General features: G+C 41.4%; 20 protein-coding genes. 2 read left to right on the plus strand and 18 right to left on the minus strand.

From position 1 onward, the window contains the following. Positions 1 to 400: 400 nt before the first annotated feature. Complete coding sequence (locus HLH14_RS02155; protein WP_171532565.1) at positions 401 to 607, minus strand: helix-turn-helix domain-containing protein; 207 nt, start codon at positions 605 to 607, stop codon at positions 401 to 403. A 161-nt stretch (positions 608 to 768) separates the two neighbouring features. Here HLH14_RS02155 and HLH14_RS02160 point away from each other — a divergent pair, with 161 nt between their 5' ends. Then, positions 769 to 1,035, plus strand: a complete 267-nt coding sequence (locus HLH14_RS02160; RefSeq protein ID WP_171532566.1) for a hypothetical protein — start codon at positions 769 to 771, stop codon at positions 1,033 to 1,035. Between the two features lie 354 nt (positions 1,036 to 1,389). Here HLH14_RS02160 and HLH14_RS02165 read toward each other — a convergent pair whose 3' ends face one another. The 14 genes from HLH14_RS02165 to HLH14_RS02230 form a co-directional block, all read right to left on the minus strand. After that, positions 1,390 to 1,908 carry a hypothetical protein gene (locus HLH14_RS02165; protein ID WP_171532567.1) on the minus strand — a complete coding sequence of 173 codons (519 nt, stop codon included), beginning with the start codon at positions 1,906 to 1,908 and terminating at the stop codon, positions 1,390 to 1,392. A 316-nt stretch (positions 1,909 to 2,224) separates the two neighbouring features. Next, positions 2,225 to 2,785: a TPM domain-containing protein gene (locus HLH14_RS02170; RefSeq protein WP_171532568.1), complete on the minus strand. Its 561-nt coding sequence runs from the start codon at positions 2,783 to 2,785 to the stop codon at positions 2,225 to 2,227. Then, positions 2,779 to 3,858, minus strand: coding sequence for a TPM domain-containing protein (locus HLH14_RS02175; protein WP_067726810.1), 1,080 nt, complete (start codon positions 3,856 to 3,858; stop codon positions 2,779 to 2,781). Before HLH14_RS02175 ends, HLH14_RS02170 begins: the two co-directional genes overlap by 7 nt. A 28-nt stretch (positions 3,859 to 3,886) precedes the next feature. Then, positions 3,887 to 4,477: a LemA family protein gene (locus HLH14_RS02180; protein ID WP_067726812.1), complete on the minus strand. Its 591-nt coding sequence runs from the start codon at positions 4,475 to 4,477 to the stop codon at positions 3,887 to 3,889. 154 nt (positions 4,478 to 4,631) lie between these two features. Further along, entirely contained in the window at positions 4,632 to 6,053 is a 1,422-nt protein-coding gene (locus tag HLH14_RS02185; RefSeq protein WP_171532569.1) for an FAD-dependent oxidoreductase, read from the minus strand. Between the two features lie 73 nt (positions 6,054 to 6,126). Next, positions 6,127 to 10,602 (minus strand): glutamate synthase large subunit, encoded by a 4,476-nt coding sequence (gltB, locus tag HLH14_RS02190; RefSeq protein WP_171532570.1) that lies wholly within the window; start codon positions 10,600 to 10,602, stop codon positions 6,127 to 6,129. 455 nt (positions 10,603 to 11,057) lie between these two features. After that, the gene (locus tag HLH14_RS02195) at positions 11,058 to 11,903 is read right to left on the minus strand and encodes a hypothetical protein (protein WP_171532571.1); all 846 of its coding nucleotides are present in this window, start codon (positions 11,901 to 11,903) and stop codon (positions 11,058 to 11,060) included. A 3-nt stretch (positions 11,904 to 11,906) separates the two neighbouring features. Beyond that, entirely contained in the window at positions 11,907 to 12,992 is a 1,086-nt protein-coding gene (gene aroB, locus HLH14_RS02200) for a 3-dehydroquinate synthase (RefSeq protein WP_171532572.1), read from the minus strand. A gap of 17 nt (positions 12,993 to 13,009) precedes the next feature. Continuing rightward, the gene (gene aroK / locus HLH14_RS02205) at positions 13,010 to 13,558 is read right to left on the minus strand and encodes a shikimate kinase AroK (RefSeq protein WP_067726822.1); all 549 of its coding nucleotides are present in this window, start codon (positions 13,556 to 13,558) and stop codon (positions 13,010 to 13,012) included. A gap of 36 nt (positions 13,559 to 13,594) precedes the next feature. Then, the gene (pilQ, locus tag HLH14_RS02210) at positions 13,595 to 15,712 is read right to left on the minus strand and encodes a type IV pilus secretin PilQ family protein (protein ID WP_171532603.1); all 2,118 of its coding nucleotides are present in this window, start codon (positions 15,710 to 15,712) and stop codon (positions 13,595 to 13,597) included. A 61-nt stretch (positions 15,713 to 15,773) separates the two neighbouring features. Then, positions 15,774 to 16,301, minus strand: a complete 528-nt coding sequence (locus tag HLH14_RS02215; protein ID WP_067726826.1) for a pilus assembly protein PilP — start codon at positions 16,299 to 16,301, stop codon at positions 15,774 to 15,776. Beyond that, complete coding sequence (locus tag HLH14_RS02220) at positions 16,301 to 17,026, minus strand: type IV pilus inner membrane component PilO (RefSeq protein WP_171532573.1); 726 nt, start codon at positions 17,024 to 17,026, stop codon at positions 16,301 to 16,303. Before HLH14_RS02220 ends, HLH14_RS02215 begins: the two co-directional genes overlap by 1 nt. After that, complete coding sequence (locus tag HLH14_RS02225) at positions 17,023 to 17,664, minus strand: PilN domain-containing protein (protein WP_086194195.1); 642 nt, start codon at positions 17,662 to 17,664, stop codon at positions 17,023 to 17,025. Before HLH14_RS02225 ends, HLH14_RS02220 begins: the two co-directional genes overlap by 4 nt. After that, a complete protein-coding gene (locus HLH14_RS02230) occupies positions 17,664 to 18,725 on the minus strand; it encodes a pilus assembly protein PilM (RefSeq protein ID WP_328703807.1) in 1,062 nt (353 codons plus the stop codon). Before HLH14_RS02230 ends, HLH14_RS02225 begins: the two co-directional genes overlap by 1 nt. A 165-nt stretch (positions 18,726 to 18,890) precedes the next feature. Between HLH14_RS02230 and ponA the strand changes: the two genes are divergently transcribed. Beyond that, positions 18,891 to 21,419, plus strand: a complete 2,529-nt coding sequence (gene ponA / locus HLH14_RS02235) for a penicillin-binding protein PBP1a (protein ID WP_171532574.1) — start codon at positions 18,891 to 18,893, stop codon at positions 21,417 to 21,419. A 39-nt stretch (positions 21,420 to 21,458) separates the two neighbouring features. Here ponA and HLH14_RS02240 read toward each other — a convergent pair whose 3' ends face one another. The 3 genes from HLH14_RS02240 to HLH14_RS02250 form a co-directional block, all read right to left on the minus strand. After that, the gene (locus tag HLH14_RS02240; RefSeq protein WP_171532575.1) at positions 21,459 to 22,262 is read right to left on the minus strand and encodes a putative RNA methyltransferase; all 804 of its coding nucleotides are present in this window, start codon (positions 22,260 to 22,262) and stop codon (positions 21,459 to 21,461) included. Positions 22,263 to 22,342: 80 nt separating this feature from the next. Further along, a complete protein-coding gene (mraY, locus tag HLH14_RS02245; protein WP_067726838.1) occupies positions 22,343 to 23,461 on the minus strand; it encodes a phospho-N-acetylmuramoyl-pentapeptide-transferase in 1,119 nt (372 codons plus the stop codon). Next, positions 23,461 to 24,867, minus strand: coding sequence for a UDP-N-acetylmuramoyl-tripeptide--D-alanyl-D-alanine ligase (locus HLH14_RS02250; RefSeq protein ID WP_171532576.1), 1,407 nt, complete (start codon positions 24,865 to 24,867; stop codon positions 23,461 to 23,463). The genes mraY and HLH14_RS02250 overlap by 1 nt, the downstream gene beginning before the upstream one ends. Between the last annotated feature and the right edge of the window lies 1 nt (position 24,868).

The following is a 24,868-nucleotide window of genomic DNA, read 5'->3' on the forward strand; positions in this document are numbered from 1 at the left end:
TTCCAGTTATCGTAATACGATTATTAAGGTATTAAGTTAATATATTTTAATTTTTTTTTCAAGAAGAAATTTAAATTTATAAAGTCGATTTCTTAGTCTTCTTAATTAGATGTAATTTTTAGTATTTTTAAGCTTAAATATCTTTTCTAAATCTCAATTTTTTTTAATTTCAGACGATACAAAAGAATCAGCTCTTACTATGCTGATCAATATATAAGAATAAGAGGAGGTCATAGAAGAGTTATTGGAAGAGGAGAAAATACGTACAAAAGTTTTTTTGCCTATACATATTACTGTAATCAAACAGGAAATCTAACTATTAAAGCTTTTCTAAAATAAATAATAAATGTTAAGTTCTACCTAAATAGCTCTTTATATTCATCTATTCTATAAAATTTTCTCAATCATCGGCATATTCGAATAAGTCCTGCATTGTGCAATCAAAATGTTTACACAGCGTATCTGCAACTGAAAGTTCAATCCTAATAGCACGGTCATAATACAAGCTCGTCAAGGTATTGCGGTTAATGCCAGTCGCATGTGCCACATCACTTAACTTCAAAATTTTGCGCTCACCCATCAAAGCAGACAATCGACATCTAATCATGAAAACCTACAGAATAAATAATTAACCTGCTACAGGTTATTTTAGCTTGATAAATAGCTTTCCACGTGCTAATTTTAACCTACAGAAGGTTATTTTACATGTTAAAAAACAAATTAACATTCTTAAACATCATTATATATTGTTTCTAAGGAAGCTTAGCTATGAATCATTTTTTTTCGCAAAAATTCGCAGTTTCAGAAGAAGTTCGCTCAACAGCCATCGCACTGATCAAAGAGTTTAATATTGACCGTACCTTTAATTTAGCGCTGTTCTTAAATGTAAATCCAAATTTGAATGACCAAGATGCAATTTTAGCGTGGGTCAATCATTTCTCGAAAACCCTACATGATCTCAATGATTTCGGCCTCGTTCGTCGGAACTTTATGAAAAATTTCCCAAAAGTTATGTTTGCTGACTTAAGTGAATAAGCTATAAAAAGGGAGATGACGAACATCTCCCTTAATTTATATTGAGATTACAATTACTGTTTAAGTTCAAATCTTAGAATTAAAACTGGTTAGCATTACTTTTTACCGAATCCAATTTCTCTTTTTTTATAATTCTAAGTATACGAAAAAACATGCCTAACAGAGTTGAACCCTATGCTTTTCAACATCATACGTTGAACCATAACCCCATTCGGCCTTAAGTTCCCCATAATTCAGCTGAGTAGACTGACCACATACATCACAAAGTACATCTGTGATAACTTCGACATGCTATAATTCTTTAATTTCCATATGATTCAGAGTAAATAAATATCCTAAGCTTGATAATTTATTTCAACTGCGCTTGTTTAAATTTTCTATATAAGCCTCGCATTTAGAAAATGAACTAAAATTATATTTTAAAGCAGATATCAATCTGGCCTTTGCATACTCAATATTTTTAATTTCACGCTGCTGAGCAAAGACCTGAATCGCTGGATGTAACTGTTCTGAACAGCTCGCATCATTATTAAAGTATTTTAACATTTTGGTTTCAGCAAAATAAATTGCAGCAAACAATCGTCCATCTTTAAAAACAATAGCCGATGAAGCATCTAAACTGGATACAGACCTACCTTCATAATACAAAGCCTCATTTATTTTCAGTAAATAGCGGACTGAGTAATTTTCAAAATTAGATTGGAATTTTTGATAATCGTGCTTTAACAACTTTTGAAGTTCTGTTTGAATTTTTTGATTCAAAGCAATTTGAGGAACTGATGAAATATCTGAATATTGAACTAAGTCTAAAGCTTGTGTATGAGTAAACGTGGAAAGAAGCAAAAGAAGAGCAAGGTAATATTCATTATTCATATCAAATTTATTATTTTTATGTCCATATAGGCTTACTTATGGATTTTTCATTTTATGTGGACACTTATGGAGTATCAATAAGGGTAAAACCCTTTTGTATAGATTTCATAACATTCTCCACAAATGTTTTTTGTTTATTTATAAGCTTTGTAAAGCTAATTTAGCTTAATTTATAGTTAGCACTAACTGTGCCAAGATCGATTATAATAAAATTAACAGAAAAAACAGCACTTTAAAAAAATAAAATTGTTACAACGTAGTTTTATTGTTTATTTTGGTAAAAAAATGACATTTTTTGTCACTTAGCTACCATTTCCTAGCCCAATATGATTGGCTTATTACTTAATTCATTATGCTGATCCGTTGTTGAGTGCGCATAAAACTCATTTAATACTTCCCCTATGCTAAATACACCTGTCATCACAGCATCTCGATATTGATGTCGTGAAAGTTGCTCAATCATTTTTTGACAAATTTCATCCCAAACTGCTTGTTCCGTTACTTTCCTTATTCCCCGATCAATCACAATTTCTACTTTTCGTTCACATAAATTTAAATATAAAAGTACACCACTATTATATTCCGTATCCCATACCCCTAGTTCAGCGAAGATTTGTTGTGCACGGATACGTGTATTTTGGTTATACGCTTGATTAGCGGGAATACAGCCTTCAATTACGACCTGAATTTCACCCACATGTCCGTGTTCAGCCTCAGTTACAGCTTGGGCAATTACATGTTGATCCTGCTTGGAAAAATAACGTTTAGCCGCAGGCATATAAAGAAAATGCTTTAACCAGCGCTTAAAGCTTGGTTGGTTTACTTCTTCTATTTTAGGTTGCGTGATAATCTCTGTCGTTTCTGTTTTTATTACCATGAGCCTGATGCCCCTCCACCGCCAAAGCCGCCACCGCCGCCACTAAATCCGCCACCCCCACCAAAGCCGCCGCCTCGTCCACCACCGCCTCGACCGGCAGAAGCCAAAAACAGCTGGAAAATGGTTTGTGCAATAGCGGTAATCAATAAAAAGAAAATCCCCCCGCCAATTAATAAACTGGTGACTAATCCTGCACCATTGACCAAACCAGCGACTGTTCCAGCCACCGCCGCCGTCGATGCACTTAGGCCCTTACCGAAAATAAAGGAACCAATAATCCCTGCAATCAAAATAAATAACGCTGTACTAAAGGTTTTTTCTTTGGCTTGTTGTTCATGCAAAGCTTGTTGTTGACGTTCTTTAAGTTCTTCAGCTGCTTTCTGTGCAACTTCGGGATCCATATTTAAAATACGTTCTATTTCAACCAGTCCCGCTTCAATACCTTGTGCATATTGTGCTTGTTTAAAATAAGGTGTGATTTGATTTCGAATAATACGACTTGCCACAATATCAGGGATCACACCTTCCAATCCGTAACCCGTCATAATTTGGATACGACGATCATTCACAGCAATCGCCATCAATAGACCATTATCCTGTTTTGCCGATCCAAGTTGCCATTTTTCAGCAACTCGCATGGCAAAGTCGAAAATATCTTCCTGACCTGTGGTAGGTACAATCACTACACCAATTTGCGCCTTTCCCTGTTCATGCAACTTTAGAATTCGCTGACTGATGGCTTGCTTTTCACTGGCACTTAATAAATTTGCCTGATCAACGACTGGCGCATTTAGCGTGGGTAATCCACGAATAGATTCTCCTTCCGCCATATCATTGGCAATTTGCGGAGATTGAACCGTAGTTTCAGTATTTTCTTGGGGTGCTGTTTGATTTTTAGATGTCTGCTGTTGATCCTTAATGATTTTGCCGACCACTACAGCACCAGTATTCTCATCTGTCGCTGTTGCAACCTCACTCCAAGTCAGGGAACTCATCAGCACACTACAGCCCAATAAAAATACCGTAAGTATTTTTATTGTAGGTGAGATGTATTCTTTATAAGAATCAGACATCAGCAATCCTTATTCAAAAATCAATGAATTAGTCGAAAGATACTTTAGGTGCATTTTGTGCACCTTGCTCTGCACTAAAGTTCGGCTTGGGATTCATCCCAATAACTTTGGCGGTCATCACTTGCGGGAACTGGCGCGAATAAGAGTTAAAGTCTTGGACTGTCGCAATATATCGGTTACGCGCTACTGCAATACGGTTTTCAGTACCTTCAAGTTGTACTTGTAAATCACGGAATTGCTCATTGGCTTTTAAGTCAGGATAATTTTCAGAAACCGCAATTAAACGCGATAATGCACTGGTCATCTGCGCCTGTGCTTCTTGATATTTTTGGAATAAGGCCGGATCTTCCAAGACTTCTTTATCTACTTTTAAGCCTGCGACATTGGCACGTGCTTGAGTGACTTCCGTTAGAACTTTTTCTTCATGTTTGGCATAGCCTTTCACCACATTGACCAAGTTTGGTACAAGGTCTGCACGGCGTTGATATTGATTTTGTACTTCAGACCAAGAGGCTGTCACCGCTTCATCTTTCACCTGTAGCGTGTTATAGCCACAACCGGATAAGGTTAAAGTGCTTACAAGAGCCATAGTGACTAAACTTTTTTTCATTACATTCATATGCCTATATCCTCTATATTTCTTTGTATTTGTTTGAATATTTTTATTGTAAACATATTTGGGCTTAGTTTTGTTTAATTTCAGTACTACAAATCATCCAAATAAAAAAACCCACCGAAGTGGGTTTTTAAATCTCTAACTTCTAAGTTATCGATTAAACATCTAAATATTCAAGGATACCTTCAGCTGCTTCACGACCTTCCCAGATTGCAGTAACCACCAGGTCAGAACCACGAACCATATCACCACCGGCAAAGATTTTCGGATTAGAAGTTTGGAATTTGTATTGTTGCTTTTCAGCTGCAACAACACGACCGGAACCATCCAGACCAATGCTGGCACCAGCAAACCAATCTGCAGGGCTTGCACGGAAACCGAAAGCTAAAAGCACTGCATCAGCAGGTAAAACTTCTTCTGAACCCGGAACTGGTTCTGGGCTACGACGACCACGACTGTCAGGCTCGCCTAATTGTGTAGTGACCACTTTAACGCCAGTGACTTTGCCGTTTTCACCCACAATTTCAATTGGCTGACGGTTGAACATGAAGTCCACACCTTCTTCACGCGCATTTTTCACTTCACGACGTGAACCCGGCATATTTTCTTCATCGCGGCGGTAAGCACATACCACTGATTCTGCACCTTGACGAATTGAAGTACGGTTACAGTCCATCGCAGTGTCACCACCGCCCAGTACAATCACCTTTTTACCTTCAACACTGATGTATTCAGATGCGTCTTTTTCCCAACCTTGAGTGCGGTTCACATTGGCAATCAGGAAATCAAGCGCATCATGAACACCATCCAGGTCTTCACCGGCAAAACCGCCTTTCATGTAGGTGTAAGTTCCCATCCCCATGAACACAGCATCGTAATCAGCAATAAGTTGCTCGATCGTTACATCTGTACCAATTTCAGTATTTAGACGGAATTCAACGCCCATACCTGCAAAAATTTCACGGCGACGCTTCATTACGTCTTTTTCCATCTTGAATTCTGGAATACCGAAAGTCAGCAAACCACCAATTTCAGGACGTTTATCAAATACAACGGGTTTAACACCGTTACGTACCAGAATATCTGCACAGCCTAAACCTGCAGGACCGGCACCAATAATTGCAACTTTTTTATCTGTCCATTTCACATTGGACATATCTGGACGCCAGCCCAAAGCAAAGGCAGTGTCATTGATGTATTTTTCAGCATTACCAATCGTGACCGCACCAAAACCGTCATTTAAGGTACAAGCACCTTCACATAAACGGTCTTGCGGGCATACACGACCACACACTTCTGGCAATGTGTTGGTTTGATGACAAAGTTCAGCTGCCTGGAAAATACGACCTTCAGCAATCAGTTTTAACCAGTTTGGAATGTAGTTATGTACCGGACATTTCCATTCGCAATACGGGTTACCACAACCTAAACAACGGTGCGACTGGTTACTCGCAATTTCCGCTGTAAAAGGTTTATAAATTTCCACAAACTCTGCTTTGCGGACAGTTAGATCTTTTTTCTCTGGATCTTGGCGTGCTACATCCAGGAATTGAAAGTCATTGTTTAGGCGCTCTGCCATGTCTCTCTCCGTGGGCAGGTGCAGGCTGTTTATTTATCAGCTACACCTGCCTATCAAATCTGCAGTAGTGGAATTATTGTGGATCAGCTTTAGTCGTTTTCAAAAGCGTTTGCAAATTAGCAGCTTTTGGTTTTACAAGCCAGAATTTACGGCTGTAAAAATCAAACTCGTTGCGGATCTTGTACGCCCAAGCACTACCTGTCTCTTTAATGTGTTCATCCAAGATACGAAGCAAGAACTCTTGATGTTCTTCCATCACTTCTGTAGAGATACGATTTAACTCGATCAACTCATGGTTATAGTGGTCAACAAAGTCATTATCAAGGTCAAGTACATAAGCAAAACCACCGGTCATACCAGCACCGAAGTTATGACCTACTTTACCCAGTACGGTCACAATACCACCAGTCATATATTCACAACAGTGGTCACCTGCGCCTTCAATCACGGCAAATGCACCCGAGTTACGAACCGCAAAACGTTCGCCTGCAGTACCTGCAGCAAAGATTTTACCGCCAGTTGCACCATACAAGCATGTGTTACCAATGATTGCAGTATTTTGAGTTTGGAACGGCGAACCTTTCGGTGGGAAGATGGAAATACGGCCACCTGCCATACCTTTACCTACGTAATCGTTGGCATCACCTTCAAGTTTGATATGCAAACCACCCGCATTCCAAACACCCAATGACTGACCTGCAGTACCTTTCAAATTCATCACAACAGGATGTGTTTCCATACCCAAGTTGCCATAACGGCGCGCAATTTCACCTGAAATACGTGCACCAATTGAACGGTCACAATTGACCACATTGTAGTTAAACTCACCACTCTTACCCGCTTCAATGGTCGGAAGCATCTCGAGTACCATTTTCTCTGCAAGCAAGCCTTTATCAAATGGCGCATTACCTTGAACTTGGCAATATTGCGCTTTACCTTCAGCAGAAGGATGAGAGGTCAACAATGCACTTAAATCTAGGTGAGCATGTTTATCCGTTTCACCTGGCAATACTTCAAGCAAATCTGTACGACCAATCAAATCTTTCAGGCTTGACACGCCTAAAGCCGCTAACCATTCACGAGTTTCTTCTGCAATAAAGTGGAAGAAGTTAATCAGCATTTCTGGCTCGCCAATATAATGCTCTTGACGTAAATGGTCTTGCTGAGTGGCTACACCAGTTGCACAGTTGTTTAAGTGGCAAATACGCAGGTATTTACAACCCAATGCGATCATTGGAGTAGAACCAAAGCCGAAGCTTTCAGCACCAAGGATAGCTGCTTTAACTACGTCTAGGCCTGTTTTCAAACCACCGTCAGTTTGTACACGTACTTTGCCACGCAGGTCATTTACACGAAGGGCTTGATGCGCTTCAGATAAACCTAACTCCCATGGCGAACCTGCATGGTGAATTGAAGATAATGGAGATGCTGCAGTACCACCATCATAACCTGAAATGGTAATGAAATCGGCATAGGCTTTTGCCACACCAGCAGCAATCGTACCGACACCCGGTTCAGAGACCAGTTTCACCGAAACCATCGCTTGAGGATTGACTTGTTTTAAGTCAAAGATCAATTGTGACAAATCTTCAATTGAGTAAATGTCATGGTGTGGTGGAGGTGAAATAAGAGTCACACCCGGAACTGAATAACGTAAACGTGCAATTAAGCCATTCACTTTACCACCCGGTAACTGACCACCTTCACCCGGTTTCGCACCTTGTGCCACTTTAATCTGCAATACTTCCGCAGAAGTTAGGTACGCTGGTGTAACACCAAAACGACCTGAGGCAATCTGTTTGATTTTCGAGTTACGGATGGTGCCATAACGTGCAGGATCTTCACCGCCCTCACCCGAGTTTGAACGACCACCAATAGTATTCATGGCAATGGCAATCGCTTCATGCGCTTCAGGAGACAACGCACCTAAAGACATCCCGGCAGAGTCGAAACGCGGCAAGATTTCTTCAACGGATTCCACTTGCTCAAGCGCAATTGAATTATCAGTTTTCAGTTTAAATAAATCACGAATCGTGGTAATTGGGCGGTTATTGACCAATTCTGCATATTCTTTAAAGTCAGCATAATCCCCTGATCGTACTGCTTTATGAAGTGAATTGATCACATCCGGGTTAAATGCGTGATATTCCTTATCGAATACAAATTTCAGTAAACCACCCTGATCGATTGGTTTACGTGCTTTCCACGCATTTTCAGCCAATTTTTTAAGATCATTTTCAAGGTCTGCAAATGTTGCACCTTGAATACGGCTTGGCACACCAGTGAAGCATTTATCAACCACTTCATTCGACAAGCCAACGGCTTCGAATAACTGACCACCACGATAAGACGCAACAGTTGAGATACCCATTTTAGAAAGAACTTTGAGCAGGCCTTTCTCAATACCTTTACGGAAGTTAGCTTGGGCATGGATTGGGTCACCCAACAACTCGCCTTTGGCAATCAAGTCATTGATCACGTCATAGGCCAAGTATGGGTAAATCGCAGTGGCACCAAAACCCAGGATCACGGCAAATTGATGTGCATCACGTGCCAAAGCTGTTTCTACAATGATGTTGGCATCAGTACGTAAACCGGCTTGAATCAAGTGATGGTGAACCGCACCTGTTGCCATCAAGGCATTGGCAGGTAAATAACCTTCACGGATTTTCTTATCTGAAAGCACCAGTAAAGTTTTGCCATCACGAACCGCTTGAGCCGCTTCCTCACAGATCCGTGCAATCGCTGCCTGCAAACCTTCGCTTGCCACATAGTTCAAGTCAATGTCAGCAATTTCGTAGCCTTTACGACCCAAAGTACGCATTTGGTGCATTTTTGAGTTTGACAATACAGGGCTTGAAATGATCAGGCGGTCTGCATGTTCAGGGCTTTGTTCAAATACATTTTGCTCACGACCCAAGCAAGTCTCTAAAGACATCACGATCGATTCGCGTAATGGATCGATTGGCGGATTGGTGACTTGCGCGAACTGTTGACGGAAGTAATCGGATACATGACGAACTTGACGAGATAATACTGCCATTGGCGTATCATCCCCCATTGAACCGACTGCTTCCTGACCGCTTTCTGCGATTGGTCGAAGCAACTGATCACGTTCTTCAAACGTCACCATAAACATTTTTTGTGATGCTTTTAAGGCATCGCCTTTTAAGCCTTGATCACATAAATATTCTTCAAGCTCTGGGCTGCCTTGTAGGCGAATTGAGTTTTCACGTAACCATTCACGGTAAGGACGCATTTTTTTCAAATGGTTGCTGACATCTTGAGTATCGAGCAATTTACCAGTGAGGGTATCAATCACCAGGATTTGACCTGGACCAACACGACCTTTAGAAATCACATCTTCAGGTTTATAACCCCAAACACCAATTTCTGATGCAAGCGTGATGTAACCATTTTTAGTAATTACCCAACGTGCAGGACGCAAACCATTACGATCCAGCATACAAATGGCATGACGACCATCTTGAATCACTAGACCTGCAGGACCATCCCATGCTTCCATGTGTTTAGAGTTAAACTCGTAGAATGCACGAAGATCGGCATCTAAAGTTTCAACATTTTGCCAAGCAGGTGGAACCAGCATACGTAGTGCACGGAACAGGTCCATACCACCACCCACCAGAATCTCAAGCATATTATCTAGGCTTGAAGAGTCCGAACCGGTACGGTTTACAATTGGATTGAGCTCAGTTAAACCTGGAAGTAATGGGTTTTCAAATTTTGGCACACGTGCCATTGCCCAGTTGCGGTTTGCAGTAATGGTATTGATTTCACCATTGTGTGCAAGATAACGGAACGGCTGCGCTAAAGGCCAACGTGGTAATGTATTGGTCGAGAAACGCTGATGGAACACCACAATGTGTGATTCCAGACGCGGATCAGCTAAATCTGTATAAAAGTCTGCGATTGCTTCAGGCATCATCAAACCTTTATAGGTGATGACTGTTGAACACAATGTTGTGACATAGAATGAAGAATCATTGCTCAGTAATTGTTCCGCACGACGACGCGCAAGGAATAACTTACGGTTAAATTCAACTTCAGTGACACCCATTGGACAATTGACAATAATTTGTTCAAATGCTGGCATCGATTGAAGTGCAATTTCACCCAAAGCATCGACATTGGTTGGGATCACACGCCAAGCAAGAACTTTTAAGCCTTCAGATTCGATTTCTTTGGCTAAAACCTGTTTTGAATGGGCTGCAATTGCAGGATCAAGATTTAAAAATACAGTACCGACTGCAAACACTTCACTTAAAGTGATGTCACTGAGTTTTTTTGCTTCTTCACGGAAAAATGCTTTTGGCATAGCCAGCAATAAACCACAACCATCCCCTGTCTTGCCATCTGCGGCAATACCACCACGGTGGGTCATACAACTTAAACTATGAATCGCGGTCTTGACCAGATCATGGCTTACATCACCCTGCATATGGGCGATTAAACCGAAACCACAGTTATCTTTAAACTCATCCGGTTGGTATAAACCTTGAGCGGGAGCTACAGTATTAGGCGATGGCATGTGCATAGCGTACCCTTCTTCAACATGGCCCATAAAGCGGGCATCTAACAATCAAATATCTTCTTTGCGATTTAGTCCAATTTACTTACACTCAGATCAAGATTGGGCAGAATCATTTTTCTTCACATACTTAAGATAATCGCATTTCATCTTGCGTGCATGGATCAATTACAAAAAAAATTTACTGATTTTACGCACTCTTTTAAAGCAGGAAAATTCAGCAACTTCGCACAATCATTGAATCTTTTTGCGCCAAAATAGGAACAATAACTCAATTCATGCACCAATAAAGCAAAAATGATGCCAATTAAAGAAAGACAATGCTAAATGTTTTAAATATAGAAATATTAAAGTTTCATCTGCTTCATCTTATTTTCTTGAAACCGTTTTTCGCACTATATTTGTGCATATAGATATTTTTATAACTTAATTTGCTCTATTTTAGTACTCTATTTTTAATTAAATGGATCGCTAATTTCAGTTTCTGCTACTTTATTGCCATTTTTTTTCGGCGCAGACTCAACACCAGAATGAGACTGCTGTACATCCACGACATTACCCTCTTCATCACGACGTGTGACTGTTGTGGTTGTCGTTGCTGCTTTAGGATCAACTACTGGTACAGTCGGTTTGGGTTTAGGTTGAGCCACAAGACTCTCATCAATGCGAGGCAATGGTGCAGACTTTAAATTGACTGCGTATATTTTGCTATTCGACCCCATTTCTTCTGCGCCCATGTCATTGACCAAAGCAGCATAATTTTCAATATCCTGAACTTGAGGTTGAATGGATTTGGGAAACTGGAATGGCAATTGTTGAAGGGCTTGTTTTGCTTGATCGCTATTTCCATAGATGCCATAAAGCAGAACATATTGTTCAATTTGATTTTCACCGCTCAGGCGAATATAGAAAAAGTTCTTACGATCGGACTGTTTTTTTAGAAAACTTCGAATCACATCGTCTTTGGTCGCTCGAAACAGTTCAATCGTGGCCGCATTTTTATTGTCATTAATAAACTTAGTGCCACGAAACTCTGGTTCATAGCTTGCAGTATTGACCACACGCGTAGTCATTTCCAAAGGACGTACTTCTTTCTGAAGTGCACCAAGAAGGTTCGTTGCAGCCACTTTTTCCGGTTGAATTTGCAATTCAGCTTCAGTTTCAGCAGATTTTTCTACTTCTACCAAAGCATCACTGTCTGTAATTGCCCAAAAAACAAGTGCTGCAAACAGACACACCAACCCACACACTAGCCAGATATAGTTTTGAATACGTTGCCATTGTGTACGGATGGTTGCCATGACTTATGCCTTCTCTTGATTCGCCAAAATCGCTTGTTTCATCAATTCCACATCAAATTCTCTGGTAATTACAGCCTGTCCTAAAGATTTCATCAGTACAAGGCGTAACTGTCCATTCAGCACTTTTTTATCATGTGCCATATATGCGAGGAATTCATCAAGTGGAATAGCTGGGCATTTTACGGGTAAATGAGCACGTTGAATGATTTTTTTTGTACGTTCCAAATCTTCAACTGAAATCCAGCCCATACGATGTGACAAGTCAGCCGCCATCACCATACCGGTTGCGACCGCTTCACCGTGTAACCAAACGCCATATCCTAAGTAAGATTCAATCGCATGCCCAAAAGTATGTCCTAAATTAAGTAAAGCGCGCTCACCTTGTTCTTTTTCATCATTGGCAACGATACGTGCTTTATGTGCACATGAACGGTAAACAGCTTCAGCCAGTAACGCTGAATCACGCCCCACCAGGCCATCCATATTTTCTTCGAGCCAAACCAAGAAATCTAGATCGCCCAATAAGGCATATTTAATCACTTCCGCCAAACCTGCTGACAGTTCACGATCAGGCAAAGTGCTTAATTGCGCCATATCTGCCAACACCACTTGTGGCTGCTGGAAAGCACCAATCATGTTTTTACCCAAAGGATGATTAATGCCGGTTTTTCCTCCCACACTCGAATCCACTTGTGAAAGCAGTGTAGTTGGCACTTGAATAAAATACACACCACGTTGAAAACATGCAGATGCAAAGCCAGCCATATCCCCGATCACGCCACCACCCAGAGCTAAAACCGTAGCATCACGATTAAACCCTGCTTCTAATAAAGCATCAAAAATCAAATTTAAATGTTCAATATTTTTATATTTTTCACCATCAGGCAAAATACATGTTGCAACGGTTTTCCCCAAAGCTTCTATTGCAGTCATATAGTGCTCTAAATACAATGGCGCAACCGTGGTATTGGTCACGATCATCACTTGCTTACCTTTGATATAAGGTTCAAGCAAAGATTGCGGATTTAAATCACTACCAATAAAAATAGGATATCGGCGATCGCCGAGTTCAACATGTAAAGTTTGCATGAAATTAAAACCGTTAATTAGACTAAATCTGCTTCTTGAGAAACAATCATATGTAAGATTTTTTGAGCTAAATCACGAGCAGCTCCCTGATTGGTTTCAATAATATAATGCGCAACTTCACGATACAAAGGATCGCGAAGTGCCAATAAATCACGTAACTTTTGTTCAGGATTTTCAACTTGCAATAAAGGACGGTTTTTATCCCGGTAGGTGCGCTGTAATTGAATTTCGACGGGAGTATAGAGATAAACAACGATTCCGCGTTGTTTTAAAAATTCACGATTTGGGGCTTGGGTCACTGCACCACCACCCGTTGCCAGAACCAGTTGTGAACGAGCTGTTAACTCATCGATCACCATTGTTTCACGGTTACGAAATCCCTTTTCACCTTCTTTTTCAAAAATCCAAGGAATTGTCGCCCCTGTTTTCCGTTCAATTTCATGATCACTATCAAGAAACTCACGTCCTAACAGTTCCGCCAAATGTCGACCAACCGTTGTTTTCCCAGCCCCCATTGGCCCTACCAAATAAATATTTGGCAGGGTTTCAAACTCATTGCTTGGCAAGGAGTCACCTATGTGTTTTGTTAAATTCAAAATATATTAATGATTTCTTGAAACACTGTCATTAACAATTCGTGGTGTAACAAAAATCAATAGCTCTCGCTTATTATCAGACTTGATATCTTTACGGAATAAACGACCTACGTAAGGAAGATCCCCTAAGAATGGTACCTTAGTTTGAGCATTACGTGTTTCTTGTTCAAAAATACCACCGAGCACCACAGTCTCTCCATTATCTACCAGGACATTGGTATTGATTTGATTTTTATTAATCGTCAATTGACCGGTCGGTGTCGGATTTCCTGGAGTATCGCTGGTGATGTTGAGTAGCATCTGAACTTTGCCATCAGGTGTAATACTTGGTGTTACATCCAAGCTAAGTACAGCATCAATGAATTCAGTGGTTGAAACTGCATTTGCGCCACCACCTTCTGAGGATTGGTATGGAATCTGTGTACCTGATGAAACTTTAGCCATTTGTTTGTCTGCAGTGAGGACTTTAGGTGTTGAAATCACCTCACCATAACCATCTGCTTGTAATGCAGAAAGTTCTAAATCCAGCATAAAGTCAGATAAGCTGATTAAACCAAAGGCAATACGGCTTGCACCTTGACTAGTTACGCCTAAATCCACATTTAAGTTCTGTGGACGTTGAATCGTATATTTACCGTCATCATCAGGTGTTTTTAAATCCCACAAAGTAGTATCACTACCACCGACCAACAAATCATTATTCTGAGTAATCCCTTGCGACAAGATACCCCACTTCACACCCATCTCTTTACTAAACTCTGTTGAAGCACGAACAATACGGGCTTCAACCATCACTTGTTTAACTGGAATGTCTAGCAAGTCGACCATTTTTCGGACTTTATCAATATTCTGTGCCGTATCATTAATAATCAGTGTATTGGTACGTGCATCAGCGGATATCGTTCCACGTGAGCTTAATAAACTTTCACTAGAATTATTATTGTTACTACTATTCCCAGAATTACCATTACTTGAAGATTTCGTTTGTGTAATCAGTTTTTCAATATCAGCAACCTTTGCATAGCTTAATTGCATATACTCTGTCTGTATTGGCGCCAATTTTACACTTTGCTCTATCGCCTTCGCCTGCTCTTCTTCTGCTTTAATTAATTCCGAAACAGGTGCAATCCAGATTACATTACCATTACGGCGTTTATCTAAATTCTTGGTTTTTAGAATAATATCTAATGCCTGATCCCAAGGTACATCCTTTAAGCGTAAAGTAATATTGCCTTGTACCGTATCAGCAGTCACCATATTGATTTCAGTGAAGTCTGCCAATAATTGAAGCACACGACGTACTTCAATATCCTGAAAATCTAGAGAAATCTTTTTACCGGTATAACTATTCGCTGCTTTCGGTTTAAGCGGATTTTTATCTTCAGGTCGTTTTAAACTGATGGTAAGCTTATTGTCCGCCTGATATGCCATATATTCATAGCTGCCAGAAGTCTGAATGGTAATTACACCATTTCCACCATTATTATTTGCATCAATCGTAGAAACTGGCGTTGCAAAATCATTTACATTTAAACGACGAGCCAAGTGTGCAGGAACTTTACTGCCTAAAGTTCGTACGACAACTTTACTGCCTTGCTGCTGCACATCAATCTGTGTGTTTGTGCCAAGCAAATCAATAACAACCTGCCCTTCACCCTGACCACCACGCTGAAAACCAATATTGGAAATTCCTTGGGTAGATCTTTGCGCAACTACCTGCTGAGGTGCAAATGCATTACCCGCAGCAGAATTAATTTTTAAAATAAAAGTATTGCCTTCTACGCGTGTGGTAAAGGCACCGGCATCCGCTAAATTCACCGTTAAACGTGAACGTTGTGCATCAGAACTTACATCAACAGAACTGGCTTCTTTGGTGGCAACTGCAATGCTATTTTGCTTTAAATTTTGCTGTGCTTTATCAAAATCCAGAATCAGACGTGATGGCTGTTCTAATTGATAGGCTTGCGGCTGTGGAGGCAAGCCGTTAAACATGACACGGATTTCTGTACCCTGACCTGCAACTTGCATAGGCACAATATTGGTAATACTGACTTGTGCATTGGCAACTTGCATTACTGCGATTGCAACAGCACCCATAGAAAATTGACGGAACAAATGGTTCATTGTATTGCCATCCCCAAATATAAAATCTTTCAAACTGTTATTCATTTTTATTCCTTTAAACTTAAGGCGCTGGTCCAATTAATATCAGACTTCTTGGACGCTCTACATATCCTTCCCGTCCATCTGGAATAATTTCCACGAGATCGATTTGTGTTGGCGTGATATTCACCACACGGCCATGATTCACACCCATGTAGCTACCACGTTGTACGCGCTCTATTTCGCCATCTGGGGTTTGAATTAATGCCAGGATCTGCCCAGACTGACTACGCATACTTCCCTTCATATTCAAGGATTCGATGGCATAACTTTCTAAAGGTTGCAGTTGACGTGACAAGTTAGGATAGACACGTTTTCCTGCCATAATTCTCAATTCAGCCGCGAGTGAACTCGGTAAAAAAGGGCTTTTCAGTTGATGGGCTGCATAGTCAAATGTTGGCACAGGTGGGAAAACCGGTGCCGGTTCGATAGGCAATGGCGCTTGATTACGAATACTTGCCATTTGCTCGTTGACCGCATCAATACGAGAATCACACCCTACCAATAACAAGCCTAATACCAGGCTTAAAGTCATTTTTTCTATTTTCATTACTGTGCCCCCCCAGCTGTAGCAGTTGCATTCGCATCTGCTGCTTGAGTATCCGTAGCACCGATATAACGATAGGTTTTGGCTTTCACGTTATAGGTAATTTGAGGAATATCGGTTTTTTTCTCTTTATTTTCCGTACCCGTGATATCAAAATCATGCAAAGTGACAATACGCGGAAGTGCTGCAATACCACTGACAAAAGAACCAAAGGCATGATAATCACCGGTTGCTTCCATAGAAATGGGCTGCTCAATAAAGAACTCTTGCTTAATTTCATTTTCCAAACGAATATTTTTAAATTTCAGACCAGAATTCACGCCACTGACGTTGATATCTTCAACCAATCCGGGAATTTCAGTTTCTTTAGGCAATTGTTCCAGTTGCTGATTAAAATTCGCTTCCATTTCTTGTAACTGCGCTTGCAACTGTTGCAAATTACGCAGCTTGGAATCTTTTTCACGAAATTCATTGAGTAAATTTTGCTCTTGAGCACTGGCATTGGAAATTGCGTCTATTTGACCTTTAATCAGCGCAAAATAACCCAGAATACCAATCATCATCATAATTAAAATCCAACAAGTGATTTTAACCGATAATGGCCAGCTCCCATAGTTATTCATATCCAAGGTATTGAACTGCTGAAGAAACTTATCTAAGGTCATCTTCTTTTTGTGTGTAGCAACACCTTCATTTGGATTTAATTCATCAAATTCATCGAGACTCATTGTGCTGCCCCCACTGTTGAATTAGCTGTATTTTGTGCTGCTTCGGGTGTAGTAGGTTGTGCAATTTCATCCAAGTCAGCAGTAATGACGAATGAACCATAACCTTCTTCAACACGTGGAACTACAGAACTAGGCGCCTTATCTTTCTTCTCTTCAACAGCTAAAAAAGAATTCATAAATGCGTTTCTATACCAGGCTGATGCTTCCAAACTACGCAAGAACTCTGCAACCGTGTTCGGGCTTTCCGCTTTACCTTCAATGGTAAATTTATCCCCTGTACGGACAAATTTGGTAATGTACAAATTACTTGGCGTAACGCGTACCATTTCATCAATCAGGCGAACCGCAATCGGGCGTTGTCCTTGCAACCCTTGAATCAACTTCATGCGCTCAACAATGGCATTACGCTGCGCTTCCAAACCTTCTAGGGATTTCAATTGCACATCAAGGTTTTGATTGGTACTGGTAATCAGTTGATTCGCTTGCTCTTGATCTTCAAGTTTATGGTCATAGTAAAACCATGCCAATGCGACCGCTAAAGCCCCGATTAATGCCACCCCAATACAAATTGTAATAAATTCTTTTTTTCGTTTCTCTCTTAGCTCATCACGCCAAGGGAGCAGGTTAATTCTCGCCATTAATCAAAACTCCTCAATGCCAAACCACATGCCACCATGAGTGAGGAAGCATCATTCTCTATCTTTTTAATATCAATTTGTGGAGAAAAGCCCATTTGTAAAAATGGGTTGGCAATAGTCACACGATAACCAAGTTTTTGTTGGAGTAGCTTCGCGAGCCCCGGAATATTGGCATTACCTCCTGCCAATAAAATATGATCGATCTCATTAAATTGTGAAGATGAGAAAAAGAACTGTAATGATCTTGCTGCTTGTTGAACCACTGCTTCCAAGAAAGGTTCTAAAACTTCAACATCATAATCATCAGGTAATGAACGACTTTTCTTTGCACGGCCGGCTTCTTCAAAAGACAGACCATAGCGATTTTGAATTTCTTGAGTGAGCTGCTTCCCACCAAACACCTGCTCACGCGTATAAATCACCTTATTGTTTTGCATCACAGATAAGGTCGTCATGGTATGACCAATATCTAAAATACCTACAGTATTCACACCCATAGGTAAAGTATCGGAAAACACTTGATATGCATTTTCGATAGCAAAACTTTCAACATCAGCAGTTTTTGGTGTTAAGCCAGCAAGCTCTAAGACTTCAGAACGCGCTTCTACATTTTCAACACGGGTCGCAACCAAAAGCACATTCACCCGATTCGGGTTTGCCAAACGCTCCGGCAACACCTCAAAATCAAGACTCGCTTCATCTAATGGGAAAGGAATATATTGCTCAGCATCCATACGAATTTGAACTTCACGTTCATCGTCCGTCATATCCGCATCCATCTCAATCGTTTTGGTAATCACCATTGAAGTCGGAATTGCAAGTGCTACGGCTGTGGATTGGGTATTTGCCAGATTGAGTGCTCGCTCTAATGCATCCCCTACCGCCTCTGGATTCAATATATTTTTTTCGACAACACTACCTTCAGGTAAAGGCACCAGCGCATAGCTTTCAACCCAATACCTGTTACCGCTTTTAACAGAAAGTTCTAACAACTTAACAGAAGTAGAACTAATATCTACTCCAATTAACCCCTTATTCGGCTTACGATATAACCTGAGCACTATATAATTCCTATTATTTTTTTATCCCCAATAAAAGTAACCTACTAATCAGTGTTGGTCTATAATTTTATACAGATACAATAACGCATCTAACAATCTGTATGTGTAAAGGCTATACTGACCGCCAATTAGTTTGCCATTAGCTCTTATTAAAACTTACTTGTTATGAAAAAGCTATCTCGTTCGGGCCATGTTCATCCATTTTTTTTGATCATAATTATAGCCTTGGTCGCAATTCCGATGGGATTCTATGGCATGTATCTCTATATTGCCCCATCTTTACCTAAAATGACCACTTTAAAAAAGGCGCCGTTATTAAAACCTTTGCAGGTGTATAGTGCTGATAATGAGCTTATTGCAGAGTATGGTGGCAAGTTATCTGTCCCTGTAGAATACAAACAAATTCCAAAACCATTTATCTCTGCCTTCCTTGCAGCGGAGGATTCATCCTTCTTTGAGCATAGCGGTATTAGCTTTAAAGGCTTAGGACGAGCGGTCAGTGAAACCATCACGGGATCAAATGTGCAAACCGGTGGTTCAACCATCACCATGCAGGTGGCAAAAAATTATTATTTAAGCCCTGAACGTACCCTCAAACGCAAACTGACTGAAATTTTCCTTGCGCGTAAAATAGAACAGAATCTAACCAAAGAAGAAATTCTAACTCTCTATGTGAATAAGATTTTCTTGGGAAAAAATGCCTACGGTATTGCTGCAGCAGCGAAAATTTATTACAACAAAAATCTGGATCAGCTGAGTATTGCTCAAATGGCGATGATTTCTGGTCTGCCGAAAGCACCATCTAAATATAATCCTGTAGTCAACCCAACACGCGCGTTGGAACGTCGAAACTGGATTCTTGGACGTATGCTGCAATTGGGTTATATCAACCAGTCACAGTATCAAAAAGCCATTGCTGAACCCGTCAACCTCGATATGCCAGACCGAGGTATTAACAATAAATTCCCATATGTCGGGGAAATGGTACGCTCGGAACTGGTTGAAAAATTTGGTGAACAAGCCATTGATTCTGGTTATAAAGTTTATACAACTGTCGATAGCAAACGCCAAGCCTATGCAGAACAGGCGGTGCAAGAAGGTTTAGAGGCTTACGACCGTCGCCATGGTTGGCGCGGTGCTGAAGCAAACGACAAACCACTTACTGAATTCAGTGCTTATGCAAACACTTATCCCGCAAAAGTTATTAAAGTAAATAGCAATTCCTTTGATGCACTGATGCAAGATGGCTCTACCGTGACTGTGCCTTGGTCAGGGATGTCTTGGGCTTATCCTTATAGAAATGCCAACAGTGTCGGCCCTGCTCCACGTCAAGCTTCTCAAATTGTTAAAGTTAAAGATATTATTCGATTACGTCCCAATGACAACAAAACCTCATGGGCGCTTGTTCAAATCCCCAAGGCTCAAGGTCAACTGATTGCAATCAACCCAAACAACGGTGCCATTGAAGCCGTTGTTGGGGGATATAATTTTTATCAATCTAAATTTAATCGTGCGCTACAAGGCTGGCGCCAACCGGGTTCAACCATTAAACCGTTTGTTTATGCTTTGGCCCTCGAACGTGGCATGACGCCTTATAGCATGGTCAATGACAGCCCCATTACGATTGGCAAATGGTCACCGAAGAACTCGGATGGTCGTTATTTAGGAATGATTCCTTTACGTCGTGCCTTGTACTTATCACGAAATACCGTTTCTGTGCGATTGTTACAAACTGTCGGGATTGAACGTACGCGACAATTATTCATGGATTTTGGTCTACACGAAGATCAAATCCCGCGTAACTACACCATTGCTCTAGGTACACCACAAGTTCTCCCAATTCAAATGGCAACCGGTTATGCAACCTTTGCCAATGGTGGTTACCGCATTCAACCACATTTTATTGATCGTATTGAAGATGCTTATGGCAAAGTCATTTACCAAAGCAATCCAGAATACGCATGTATTTCTTGTATCAATCAAAATGATGCAGAACTGGAATCAGCTGAACCAGTGACTCCAGATGACGAAGTGATTGAAGTCACCAATCAAACCTTGCAAGCAGAAAAAGAACTGGCGCAACTGCAATTAGATGAGTCAAAAAGTCAATATCGCCAAGCACAGCGGATTTTAAAATCCAGCTCTGCTTATGATATGGCCAACATTCTGCGTGATGTAATTCAACAGGGTACAGGTCGTGCAGCACTTAAAATTGGTCGTGGCGATATTGGCGGTAAAACAGGTACCACCAATGATGCTAAAGATGCCTGGTTTGCCGGATTCAATGGCAAGCTAGTGACTGTGGCATGGGTCGGTTTCGACCAACCCACCACACTCGGTCGTCGTGAATATGGTGGTGTTGCAGCTTTACCGATCTGGACCAATTTTATGGGTAATGCCTTAAAAGGCACGCCAGCGGCATGGGTTCATTTCGATAAAAATGCTAAAGCACCGACCAACCACACCCAGACTGTAACTATTGGTGAACCTGTCAGAGAGGATCGCTCTTCTCCACCATTGGCTCGCCCATTGTATCGTCCAGCACCTGTTGCCCCAACACGTGCACCTGAACGTGACTTTGATGACCTGCCTGGAGAAGAAATACAAGCTCCAGATAATGCGGACTCTTCAAATACGCAAAACCAAAATAATAAACCAGATGCACTTGAACGTTTAATTGATGTATTTGAATAAAGTCATAAAAAGCCCTCAAATGAGGGCTTTTTATTTGGCTTATTTCTTTTTAAACAAATAAATTTGGAACTGCCCTTTCAATTCGAATTGCTCATTCTGCTCTAGCGCCTGACGACGTTCTGGCTTGGCTTTATAAGCATACGGCGTCATCGCAATCAGGTTTTTCAAGTCCGCCTGTTGCACAGTAAAAGGCGCATCAACAACACTTTCCTCTACCAATTCAAAGGCATCTGCCAATTGATCAACAAACTTATGCGGTTCATGGGGGGTTACTTCTTCAAACAATGCCTCTCGCATCGCATACAAGTGTTCAGTCGCAGGTGTCACGACCATTAAATATGCATGAGGCTTAAGTACACGTAATATTTCCTGCTTTGGAATAGGACTAAACAAACTGGTACACAAGTCAATCGAAGCATCCAGTACTGGTAAGGTTGCCCCTGTTCCCACCACCCAGGTCACTTTTTTATTCAACTTAGCCGCAACCTGTACTGCATTTTTAGCAATATCCACACCCACACATTGCAGCACTTCAGCTTGCATGGCATTAGTGTAATAGCCTTCACCACAGCCAATATCGAGCAGGTTTTCAATACTTAATTCACGAATTTTTTCGACCACTGCTTTTTGCAAAGGTGCATAGAACCCAGCACTTAAAAATGCACGGCGCGCCTGTACCGATTCCACAGTATCACCCGGGTTTTTACTGTGTTTATGCTGTACCACATGCAAATTGACATAACCCTGTTTTGCCACGTCATAACTGTGGTTATTAGTGCAGTGCCATGTTTTCTCGGTCAGTTTCAGTGCTTCATGACATACAGGACACATCAGCAGATTCATATTTTTCTCCAGTGCCTGAAATCAGGCGTTAAAAAAGCCGGCAGATGTGGGAGCAAATGCCGGCTTTTTCGAATATTTGCTTAACGCAATTTTAAGGTCATTAAGCCTAAAACTACCAGCATAATCGTGATAATCCAGAAACGAATCACCACCTGGGTTTCACGCCAGCCTTTTTTCTCGTAATGGTGATGTAAAGGTGCCATCAGGAATACACGTTTGTTACGCATACGCAGTGAACCAATTTGCAGGAATACAGAAATAGCTTCGACCACAAACACACCGCCCATAATCGCAAAAACGATTTCCTGACGAACCATCACTGCAATCGTCCCCAGCATCGCCCCCAAAGATAATGCACCGACATCACCCATGAATACTTGAGCTGGATGTGCGTTATACCAAAGGAAGGCCAAGCCCGCACCAATCATTGCAGCGCAGATCACCACGAGTTCAGATGAATATTTCACATAAGGCATGTGCAGATAATTGGCAAAACGCACATCACCAGCAAGGTAAGCAAATACACCCAAACCTGCTGCAACAAGGACGATTGGCATAATCGCCAAACCATCCAGACCATCAGTCAAGTTAACGGCATTCGATGCACCGTTAATCACCAGATAAGTAAAGATAATAAAACCAATACCCAGTGGAATGGCTGAAAAAGGAATACTGATGTTTTTAAAGAATGGAATCAACAGATCAAGCATATTCGCAGTATGCACAGGATTGGCCTGTTGAGTCGCAATCACATACAACGCAATACCTGCACCTAACGATCCGACAGAAGTCCAGAAGAATTTTTTCTTCGCAGGCAAGCCGGCATTGTCTTTATAACGGACTTTAATCCAGTCATCTGCCCAGCCTACAGCACCGAAGATCACCATCACCGCAAGTACAATCCAGACATAGGGATTAGATAAATCAGCCCAAAGCAAGGTTGAAATACCAATCGAAAGTAGGATCAATACCCCCCCCATGGTTGGAGTACCCATTTTCTTGGCATGACCTTCAGGAGCAAACGAACTGACTGCTTGGCCATATTTGAGTGCTTGTAGCTTACGGATCATCACCGGACCCAAGACCAGTCCAATGGTCAATGCGGTTAAGACACTGAGCAAAGCACGTAATGTTAAATAACGAACCACCTGGAACGAGCTGTTGTAGCCCGCCAGTTGTTCAAATAGCCATAACAGCATTAAAGTTTCTCCATCAAATCAGCCATCAATGTTTCCATATGGGTATAACGAGAACCTTTGAACAGGAAACTCATGGATTGAGGTTGATGTGTTTCAATTAGACTCAGTAAGAAAGGCAAAGCTTGCTCCTGGGTCAGGAAAGCCTGCATTTTTTTACCATATTGGGTACTGCGCGCGCCTTCTTGAGTGGCAGGTGAAAACTCACCCACAGCCACCACAAAATTGACACCGGTCGCAACCAGATCCCGACCCAACATATAGTGTTGTTGTGCCGCACTTGCCCCCAACTCACCAATATCACCGATCACCATCACTTTCACCCCATCTTGCTGAGCAAGCACTTCAGCTGCTGCACGCATCGAGGTTGGATTGGCATTGTAAGTATCATCAATAAATAAATGGTTTTTAGCGGGAATAAAATTCAAGCGACCTTTGGCACCGGTCGCCTGCTCTAAACCTGTCACAATATCATCCAGAGCAACACCAATCGCGAGTGCAAAAGCAGCCGCGGCAGTGGCGTTTTGAACATTATGTTCACCAGCAAACGGCAGATTCACCTGACGAACACCTTGCGATGTGTTTAATGTGAATGTAGATGATTGCGGATGCAATTCAATTTCTGTGGCAAAAACATCACCATTTTCACCAAAGCTTAATACCTGTTCGGTTTGTACAGCTTGACGAATTGGTTCTGCGAAATCATCTGCAGCAGGAACAATCGAGGTACCGGTTTTGGCAATATGTGCATAAATTTCAGCTTTAGCCCGGCGGATGCCATCGCGTCCGCCAAATTCACCCAAATGCGCAGTACCAATATTAATGATCCCTGCCACATGCGGTTGAACCAGATTTGAAGTGTAATCAATTTCACCCTGATGACTCGCACCGAGTTCCATCACCGCATATTGATGTTCAGCTCGAAGCTCTAACAACATCACCGGCACACCCAAATCATTATTTAAGTTTCCACGAGTAATCAACGTGGGTGCCAAGCGCGATAAAATACTACCGAGCATTTCTTTGGTGGTGGTTTTACCGCTACTGCCGGTCAGTGCAATCACTTTCACTTGTGAGTTTTGTGCGCGGCGATAAGCCCCCAAATGACCAAGGGCTAAACGCGTGTCTTCAACCACGAGTTGACAAATATCTGCATCCACCGGATGACTGACAATGGCAATTTCACAACCATTTTCCGCAACTTGAGCAACAAAATCATGTGCATCAAAGCGTTCACCTTGCAGCGCTAAAAAAGCATCGGCTTTTTCAGCATCACGTGAATCTGTCAAAATCCGTTTAATGTTGCCTTGAGGCACTTTCTCATTCAACCAGTAACCTTGAGTGGTATCCGCAAGCTGCTCAGCTGTCCACGGCTCTAAAGGCACTGTACTGGTAGTCGATGTATGCATT

This window comes from Acinetobacter terrae (genome assembly GCF_013004375.1).
Taxonomy (GTDB): Bacteria; Pseudomonadota; Gammaproteobacteria; order Pseudomonadales; family Moraxellaceae; genus Acinetobacter; species Acinetobacter terrae.